The 7,424-nt window shown below is 25.6% G+C and carries 10 protein-coding genes; all 10 read left to right on the forward strand.

Annotated elements, in window-relative coordinates; translation table 11 throughout:
- The first annotated feature begins 150 nt into the window (after positions 1-150).
- Positions 151-1,089 (forward strand): S8 family peptidase, encoded by a 939-nt coding sequence (locus tag KGF42_RS18255; protein ID WP_054273971.1) that lies wholly within the window; start codon positions 151-153, stop codon positions 1,087-1,089.
- 482 nt (positions 1,090-1,571) lie between these two features.
- Positions 1,572-1,895 (forward strand): flavodoxin domain-containing protein, encoded by a 324-nt coding sequence (locus KGF42_RS18260; RefSeq protein WP_227821423.1) that lies wholly within the window; start codon positions 1,572-1,574, stop codon positions 1,893-1,895.
- Positions 1,896-1,997: 102 nt separating this feature from the next.
- Positions 1,998-2,366, forward strand: a complete 369-nt coding sequence (locus tag KGF42_RS18265; RefSeq protein ID WP_227826832.1) for a MerR family transcriptional regulator — start codon at positions 1,998-2,000, stop codon at positions 2,364-2,366.
- Positions 2,367-2,709: 343 nt separating this feature from the next.
- A complete protein-coding gene (locus KGF42_RS18270) occupies positions 2,710-4,365 on the forward strand; it encodes a helix-turn-helix domain-containing protein (RefSeq protein WP_227821425.1) in 1,656 nt (551 codons plus the stop codon).
- Positions 4,366-4,415: 50 nt separating this feature from the next.
- Complete coding sequence (locus tag KGF42_RS18275) at positions 4,416-5,168, forward strand: TSUP family transporter (protein WP_227826833.1); 753 nt, start codon at positions 4,416-4,418, stop codon at positions 5,166-5,168.
- A 161-nt stretch (positions 5,169-5,329) separates the two neighbouring features.
- Positions 5,330-5,464: a hypothetical protein gene (locus tag KGF42_RS19960; protein WP_054273965.1), complete on the forward strand. Its 135-nt coding sequence runs from the start codon at positions 5,330-5,332 to the stop codon at positions 5,462-5,464.
- Positions 5,465-5,724: 260 nt separating this feature from the next.
- The gene (locus KGF42_RS18280) at positions 5,725-6,018 is read left to right on the forward strand and encodes an autorepressor SdpR family transcription factor (protein ID WP_009889969.1); all 294 of its coding nucleotides are present in this window, start codon (positions 5,725-5,727) and stop codon (positions 6,016-6,018) included.
- On the forward strand, positions 5,999-6,640 hold the full coding sequence (locus tag KGF42_RS18285) for an SdpI family protein (RefSeq protein WP_227821427.1): 642 nt from the start codon (positions 5,999-6,001) through the stop codon (positions 6,638-6,640). The genes KGF42_RS18280 and KGF42_RS18285 overlap by 20 nt, the downstream gene beginning before the upstream one ends.
- A gap of 252 nt (positions 6,641-6,892) precedes the next feature.
- Positions 6,893-7,033, forward strand: coding sequence for a hypothetical protein (locus KGF42_RS18290; protein WP_227826834.1), 141 nt, complete (start codon positions 6,893-6,895; stop codon positions 7,031-7,033).
- Positions 7,033-7,224 (forward strand): carboxymuconolactone decarboxylase family protein, encoded by a 192-nt coding sequence (locus KGF42_RS18295; protein WP_227821429.1) that lies wholly within the window; start codon positions 7,033-7,035, stop codon positions 7,222-7,224. Before KGF42_RS18290 ends, KGF42_RS18295 begins: the two co-directional genes overlap by 1 nt.
- Positions 7,225-7,424: the final 200 nt, after the last annotated feature.

The raw sequence follows: 7,424 nt of genomic DNA on the forward strand, positions 1-7,424 counted from the left end.
ATTTTATATATAATAAAATATGACTCCTAAAAATAAAAAATACATCATAAATATAAATAAGTAGAAATAGGTTCTAATTTGATTTATAAACCTATTATAAAATAAAATTTATAATTTTTATAAGCAATAAAATTTTTAGGAGGATATATGATGAATAAAAGGATGAAATTAATCCCATATGAAATAAATGAGAATCTAAGAGGAGCAAAAAATAAGTTTCCATATGGAATAAAACAAATGAATGCTAGAGGAATGTGGGATGAAGGTTATACTGGCAAAAATATTGTAGTTGGTATAATAGATACAGGATGTGATATGTCCCATCCTCTTTTAAAAGGCAAAATAATTGGTGGAGCAAACTTTAGTGATGACAGTAATGGAAATAAAAATATATATGAGGATTTTAATGGGCATGGAACTCATGTGGCAGGCATTATAGCTGCGTCTAATTATAATAATGAAGTTATGGGAGTAGCTCCAGATTGTAAGCTATTAATAGCAAAAGCATTAAATAAAGATGGTATTGGAACATATCAAAGTATAATTAATGCTATTAATTTTGCTGTAAATAAAAAAGTTGATATTATATCTATGTCTCTTGGAGGAAACAAAGATGATAAAAATTTGAAAAATGCTGTCATGCAAGCAGTAAAAAATAATATTTCTGTAGTGTGTGCGGCAGGTAATAATGGAGATGGAGATTCTAGTACAAGTGAGTATAGCTATCCAGCCAGTTATGCTGAGGTAATAGAAGTAGGAGCAATAAATGAAAACTATTTAGTTGAGAAATTTAGTAATTCAAACACTACAATAGACTTGGTGGCTCCAGGAAGAAATATCATATCAACTTATATGGATAATAAACTTGCTATTATGAGTGGTACTAGTATGAGTGCACCATATGTATCAGGGTCACTAGCACTAATTAAAGAATGGGCAAGAGAGGAGTTTGAAAGAGATTTAGATGAAGCTGAGCTATATGCACAATTAATAAAATGTACAAGGGCACTTGGAATACCTAGAACAGAACAAGGAAATGGGTACCTATATTTAAATCTTTATAAATACAAGAATAATAGCAAAAGATAATTTCTAATTTGATGATAAGAGACTGATATTGTATATAATCAAGAGAAATAACAAAAATTTAAGTGTAGAATTTTATATCGATGTATAAAAATGTGTTGAGCAATAAAGTTTATAAACATGTCAGGTAATTAGAATTGTAAAATAAATATACAGTATTATAGATAGCACATCTGAAAAAGATGTGTTTTTCTTTGTATATATACATATAAACAGACCTACAAGATGGTTTAAAAGATATACAAAAATACTATAAGTGAGAATTTTTCATATGAAAGATTAGAAACAAATACAATACAATGTTATGACACAGAGTAAATAGTCTAAAATATAAATAATAAATATTATCAATAAATATTGGATTTCAAAATCAATTGTGATATTCTAGATTTAGAAAAACAAAGAGATTTCAAATAAAGGAATCTTTTATTTTCTAGATGTTAGTTAACTATTGATTAATTAAAAAAATACTACAGGAGGTAAGAATGAGTAAAATATATATTGTTTATTGGAGTGGAACAGGAAATACTGAAAAAATGGCAAATTTTGTAGCTGATGGTGTGAAGTTAAAAGGTAAGACACCAGAAGTTTTAGATGTTAGCTTACTGAAAGCAAGTAATTTAAAAGAAGAAGATAAATTTGCATTAGGTTGCCCATCTATGGGAGCAGAGCAATTAGCTGAATCAGATAGTGAAACTGCAATTCCACATAATACCTTTCCTTTACTTAGCTTTTCTCTAATCATAGTTGCATATTTTTCCACTTATATTATCCTTTCTTCTGTCAATTTATTTTTTCACTTCAAATAATACAACTTCAACTTAACTTGAAGTCAATACTTTTTATTGACTATTGTATAAAGTGTTTTTATAATGTTCTTATTCATATAAAATTTTAGGGGGGTAAAAAATATGAAATATTCCATAACTGATGTATCAAAAATAACAAATATTTCTCCATCTGTTATTCGATTTTATGAAGAAAAAGGTTTATTACTTCCTATTAATAGAAAATCAAGTGGTGTTCGTTATTTCTCAGAAGAGGATATAGAGCGTTTTATATTTATTAAAGAATTAAAAATAGCTGGTTTATCCATTAAGGATATCCATGAATGCTTTCATTTTTGTGATATGGTAGATGATACAACAGATAAAAGAATCCAGTTATTTCAGCAACACAAGCAAGATATTAAAAATAAAATACATGAACTAGAAGGTTGTATAGACAAAACAAATGATAAGATAGATTATCTAAGTAAAAAAAAGATGTGTAAAAAATAATTTTTATAAAAGAATTTAATAGTTTTTTTATTTCTCTAAGATAGAAGAATATTAATTGAAACTATTTAATGTTATCTTTTCTAAGAGATGTTTCTATAAATTCTTAGCAATGTGTTATTAGCTATTTATCTATGTAATAAAAAAGAAAATTATGATAATATATATTAATGTAAGTCGTAAAAATATTTTAAGACAACACTGATTTTACAAAATAAAAAGGGAATTGTAAAGTCTATTGAAATAGCCGAAAAGCTAAATTATAGTAAAGTAAGAGTAAGTAGAGTTGTAGGAATCACAGAAGAAGGAAGAAAAAACATTTAGACAAAAACTAAGAGGTGAGCTTATGGAGTATTTTAGTGGGTCAAATAATGAGGTACAAAAATTTGATTGGGGAGAGGTTACATGGATACATGAACCATTAAAAACACAATTTAATAGACTTAGTGCTGGGATTGTAAGATTTTTTCCAGGAAACTGCCAGAAAAAGCATTTTCATTTAAGTGAAGAACAGCTTTTATATGTAATTCAGGGAGAAGGAATACAAATAATTGATGGCAAAAAGGTCAATATAAAGGAAACATCCATAGTTTATTGCCCACCATATTCAGAACATGAAATTATAAACACTGGTAAAATCGATTTAGTAATATTAATTACTTATGTTCCTCATAAATTTTCAAGCTTGAGACAAATACCCATCGTATTTTCTGAAAATACTATACAAGAGTTAATTAATGTAAATATAATTGAAAATCTTGCAAATCAAATATCTAATATATTAAAGCTTAGAATATCTGTATACGATTCAAAACACAAAGAAATATTTGAGACTAATAAAGAAGATAAATTTTGTGATATTTGTAAAAGTGTAAAAATGTGCACTAGAAAACTTGTTAAAAGCATAAATAATGATAATTTTACAAGAGTGTACCATTGTGAGTATGGTGTTTCTAGTTTAGAGATACCTATAGTATTAGAAGAAAATATAGTTGGATATATAGAATGTGGCAATTTTATAGTATACAAGTCCATTGATGTATATAAAAATTTATCTGAACTATCAAGTAGTTCAGATATTGACATAAAATATATAAATGAAATTTACAATAAATTCCCATTAACTCCTAAAAGTAGATTATATGTATTAAAAGAAAATCTATTAATGATGTCTGAATTTATTCAGGAAATAGCTAAGAGAAATTTCTTTGAAAATCAACTTAGTATAAAAGATGAAGAAATATTGAAGAATAGAAAAGAAAATATAAGACTTGAAGAAGCACTTAAAAAAGCAAATAGTAAATTATTAGAAGAAAAGTACATCATTAATCCAATAGATATGTTCAATAATGTTTTAAAAGAATATCCCTTTGAATTAGAACTTTATATTGAAAAAGAAATTAAAAATATGAACTTAGAAGGTGTTTATAATCTAATAGATGCAAATAAATTAATATATAATGATATTAGAGATACTATTCAGGAAATGATATTTGTATTATCTAGAACAGTGCTTAGAGACTTAGGAGATTTAAAGCTTATATCTTGTTTAAGAAGTAAATACAATAAAAAAATATCTCTTGTAAACAGTGATGAAGATTTATGGGATGTATTATTTGAATTTTCCAAAGAGTGCATTGATGAGAATAGAGCATTTTGGAAAAAAGATAAGGGAAATCTTATTGAAAATATAAACGAATACATACAAAAATATTATAAAGAAAATATAAATTTAAATAGTATATCAGAGGTCTTTTTTATAAGCCCAAATTATTTGAGTTCTATTTTTAATGAAAAAAATAAAGTTTCAATAACTGAATATATAAATCTTCTTAGGATAGAAGAATCTAAAAAATATCTATTAGATAGAAGTATGAGTATTAGTGACATTTGTAAGAAAGTAGGTTTTAATAATAGTAGTTATTTTTCACAAATATTTAAGAAGTTTAATAATATAACTCCAAATGAATATAGAAAGAATATTCTAGATAATAAAGATTAAATAAGATATATATTTTAAGAAAAATTGAAAGAGAATGATGGAGGAATTTTATGTTTGCAATTATTTTTTTATGTATAGGTGGTTTTTTAGCTTCTTTTGTAGATTCTATAGCAGGAGGAGGAGGGCTTATAAGCATGCCTGTTCTTATGGCAATTGGAGTGCCAGTGCATCTTGCTATTGGTACAAATAAATTTGCAGCATCAGCAGGATGCATAAGTAGTGCTTATAGATATGCGAAATCTGGAAAAATCAATAATGACCTTTTAAAAAAATTAGTACCATTTACTATTATTGGTAGTATTCTAGGTGTAAGATGTGTACTATCAATAAGTGAAGATATATTAAATGTCTTGGTTGTAGTAATGATTTTAATAGTAGCTATTTACACCTTTGTTTCAAAAAATTTAGGTCAAGAAGATAATTTTGAAGCTGTTAATAAGAAAAATTTAAGATTAGGAATGCTCATGGCTCTTATAATGGGTTTTTATGATGGTTTTTTTGGTCCAGGTACAGGAACTTTGTTAACTTTTGGTTTTATAAAAATATATGGATATGATTTTTTACATGCTTCTGCAAATACAAAAATATTAAACTTAACAAGTAATATAACTTCATTATTATTATTCATGATAAATGGTCAGGTGTATTATCAGATTGCTATAGTATTTGCATTAGTGATGATAATAGGTGCTTATGTTGGTGCTAAAGTTGCTATAAAAAAAGGTTCAAAAATGATAAAACCAATATTTCTAGTAATGGCATTGTTTATGGTCACAAAATTAGTATATCAGACGTTACTTTAGTGTGTTAACTTTTTAGTTTTATAAAAATTCTAATTATTTTCTAATGTAGTTCATATATAATACACATATAAATTGTAATATTATGATATAAGGTTATATCATAAAAATATAACTTTGATTTATGTATATGAAATATATAATAATTTGTGGGAGGAATATTTATGAACATATCAAGAAGAGCTATGAAGATAATTGAACTGGCACAAAAAATTGCTAATAAAAGAGGTGTAACAGTACAAGAAGCTTGGAATGATGCCATGAGAGAATACAAAGAAAAATATGAATATGTTGCATAATGGTATGCGTTATATTTTAAATATAAAAAATATAAAACAAAAGGGCTTGGAGTTTAATTTCTAAGCTCTTTTGTTTTTGAAATTAAAATATTTAGATAAAAATAAGAGTTTAATAAAATTGGCCTATTTAAGCAAATTAAAAACTTCTATGTGAAAATTTCAAATAACTATTTAGAAAATTTTCTAAATAGTTATTGAAACAAAATGAGAGTTATAGTATACTCTATTTAGATGAAATTCTAAATAGAGAGGTGATGGTGTTGGGGTTTCCAGAAACTTTTAAAGCTCTTTCAGACCCTATACGAAGAGAAATATTGGTTATGCTAAGGGAGAATAAAATGTCAGCAGGAGAAATTAGTGAAAAATTTAATATGACAAATGCCACAATTTCTTATCATCTATCTCAATTAAAAAAGGCAGGACTCATATTTGAAACAAAGTATAAAAATTTTATTTTCTATGAAATAAATATTTCGGTTTTTGAAGAAGTTATGCTTTGGTTTTCACAATTTATGGAGAAGGGAGAAAAAGATAATGAAAAAAGCGATAAATAAACAATTTGTTTTATCTACTTTAATATGTTTTATACCATTTATTGTATCGATATATTTTTATAATATATTACCAAATGAAGTTGCAATTCATTTTGATAACTATGGGAATCCAGATAATTATGCTCCAAAGGTTATAGCAGCTTTTGGTGTACCATTGTTAATGCTATGTATCCATTTATATACATGGTTTAGACTTGAGAATGAACCTAAGAAAGCGGCTCTTTCAAATGTTATGCAAAATTTATCAAAATGGGGAGTTGCTATACTTTCAGTGATTCTACAAATTATGATGGTTTTGTATTCAACAGGAATTAGTTTGGAGTTTAATTTTTATACAGGCTTAATTTCGGGGATATTAGTTATTTTATTTGGAAATTATCTTCCTAAATGTAAACGAAATTATTCAGTTGGAATAATTTTACCATGGACCCTTAATGATGAAGAAAATTGGAATAAGACACATTACTTAGCTGGATGGATTTGGCTTATTGGTGGAATATTATTAATTATTAATGCATTTATTAATATTCCTTTTTATAATATCTTTGTAATCTTTGTAATTGTAATATTACCATTTATATATTCTTATTTGATGTATAAAATTTCAGGTAAAAATAATTAATGTAATCAATCACTATCATAATATTTGGATAAAGATAATATATTTCAGAACTAAAATAGATAATGAGGAAATGACTAAGACCTTTGTTTTAGTTCTGAAAAAATCTTACTTAATGATAACTTGTTGAGATTTTTAAAAAATTATATAAATTAGACTATTGAAAATAAATTGAAAGTTTGTACCTAATGTTGAAAGGATAAGTATAGTGTGATACTATTATAAGAAATTATTTATAAATATAGGAGATAGAAGATGAATACTAAAGAAATGAGGGCATATAGGGAATTTTACAATAAAAAATTAAGTGAGACAGATGAGTTTTTTAGAATATTTGGAAGTCTTGATGATAAGACTTATTCAGAAGGAGCTATAAGTAAAAAAACAAGGAATTAATGGGGTTAGCTATTTCAATTTTAAGTCGATGTGATGAGTGTATTTGTTATCATATTGAGGGCTGTATTAATTCTGGAGCAAGTAAAAATGAAATTATAGAAGCTATAAAAATAGGTGTAATTGGTGGTGGGTCTATTACATATCCAAACGCAAGATTTGCAATAAAAATCTTAGAAGAGTTTAACATATAATCTTAACAGTGGTAGTTTATTTAGACTATTAATAATGAGTTTTTAAAATTAAGTTTTATTTTCTAAGCTTAATTTTTGGGTCTTTAAAATAAAGTGTGTATTCTTCTAAAAAGTGGTGATAATTAAAATATTAAATATCACTATATAAAGGAAGGTGCACACTTTTTATGTTTAACAAAAACGAAATATTAAAAAAACTT

Source organism: Clostridioides sp. ZZV15-6383 (assembly GCF_020657735.1).
Lineage (GTDB): Bacteria > Bacillota > Clostridia > Peptostreptococcales > Peptostreptococcaceae > Clostridioides > Clostridioides difficile_D.

Bases quoted from the DNA above. Each gene is read 5' to 3' on its own strand.
- KGF42_RS18255 (WP_054273971.1), top strand. From the start codon at position 151: ATGAATAAAAGGATGAAATTAATCCCATATGAAATAAATGAGAATCTA.
- KGF42_RS18260 (WP_227821423.1), top strand. From the start codon at position 1,572: ATGAGTAAAATATATATTGTTTATTGGAGTGGAACAGGAAATACTGAA.
- KGF42_RS18265 (WP_227826832.1), top strand. From the start codon at position 1,998: ATGAAATATTCCATAACTGATGTATCAAAAATAACAAATATTTCTCCA.
- KGF42_RS18270 (WP_227821425.1), top strand. From the start codon at position 2,710: ATGGAGTATTTTAGTGGGTCAAATAATGAGGTACAAAAATTTGATTGG.
- KGF42_RS18275 (WP_227826833.1), top strand. From the start codon at position 4,416: ATGTTTGCAATTATTTTTTTATGTATAGGTGGTTTTTTAGCTTCTTTT.
- KGF42_RS19960 (WP_054273965.1), top strand. From the start codon at position 5,330: ATGAACATATCAAGAAGAGCTATGAAGATAATTGAACTGGCACAAAAA.
- KGF42_RS18285 (WP_227821427.1), top strand. From the start codon at position 5,999: ATGAAAAAAGCGATAAATAAACAATTTGTTTTATCTACTTTAATATGT.
- KGF42_RS18290 (WP_227826834.1), top strand. From the start codon at position 6,893: ATGAATACTAAAGAAATGAGGGCATATAGGGAATTTTACAATAAAAAA.
- KGF42_RS18295 (WP_227821429.1), top strand. From the start codon at position 7,033: ATGGGGTTAGCTATTTCAATTTTAAGTCGATGTGATGAGTGTATTTGT.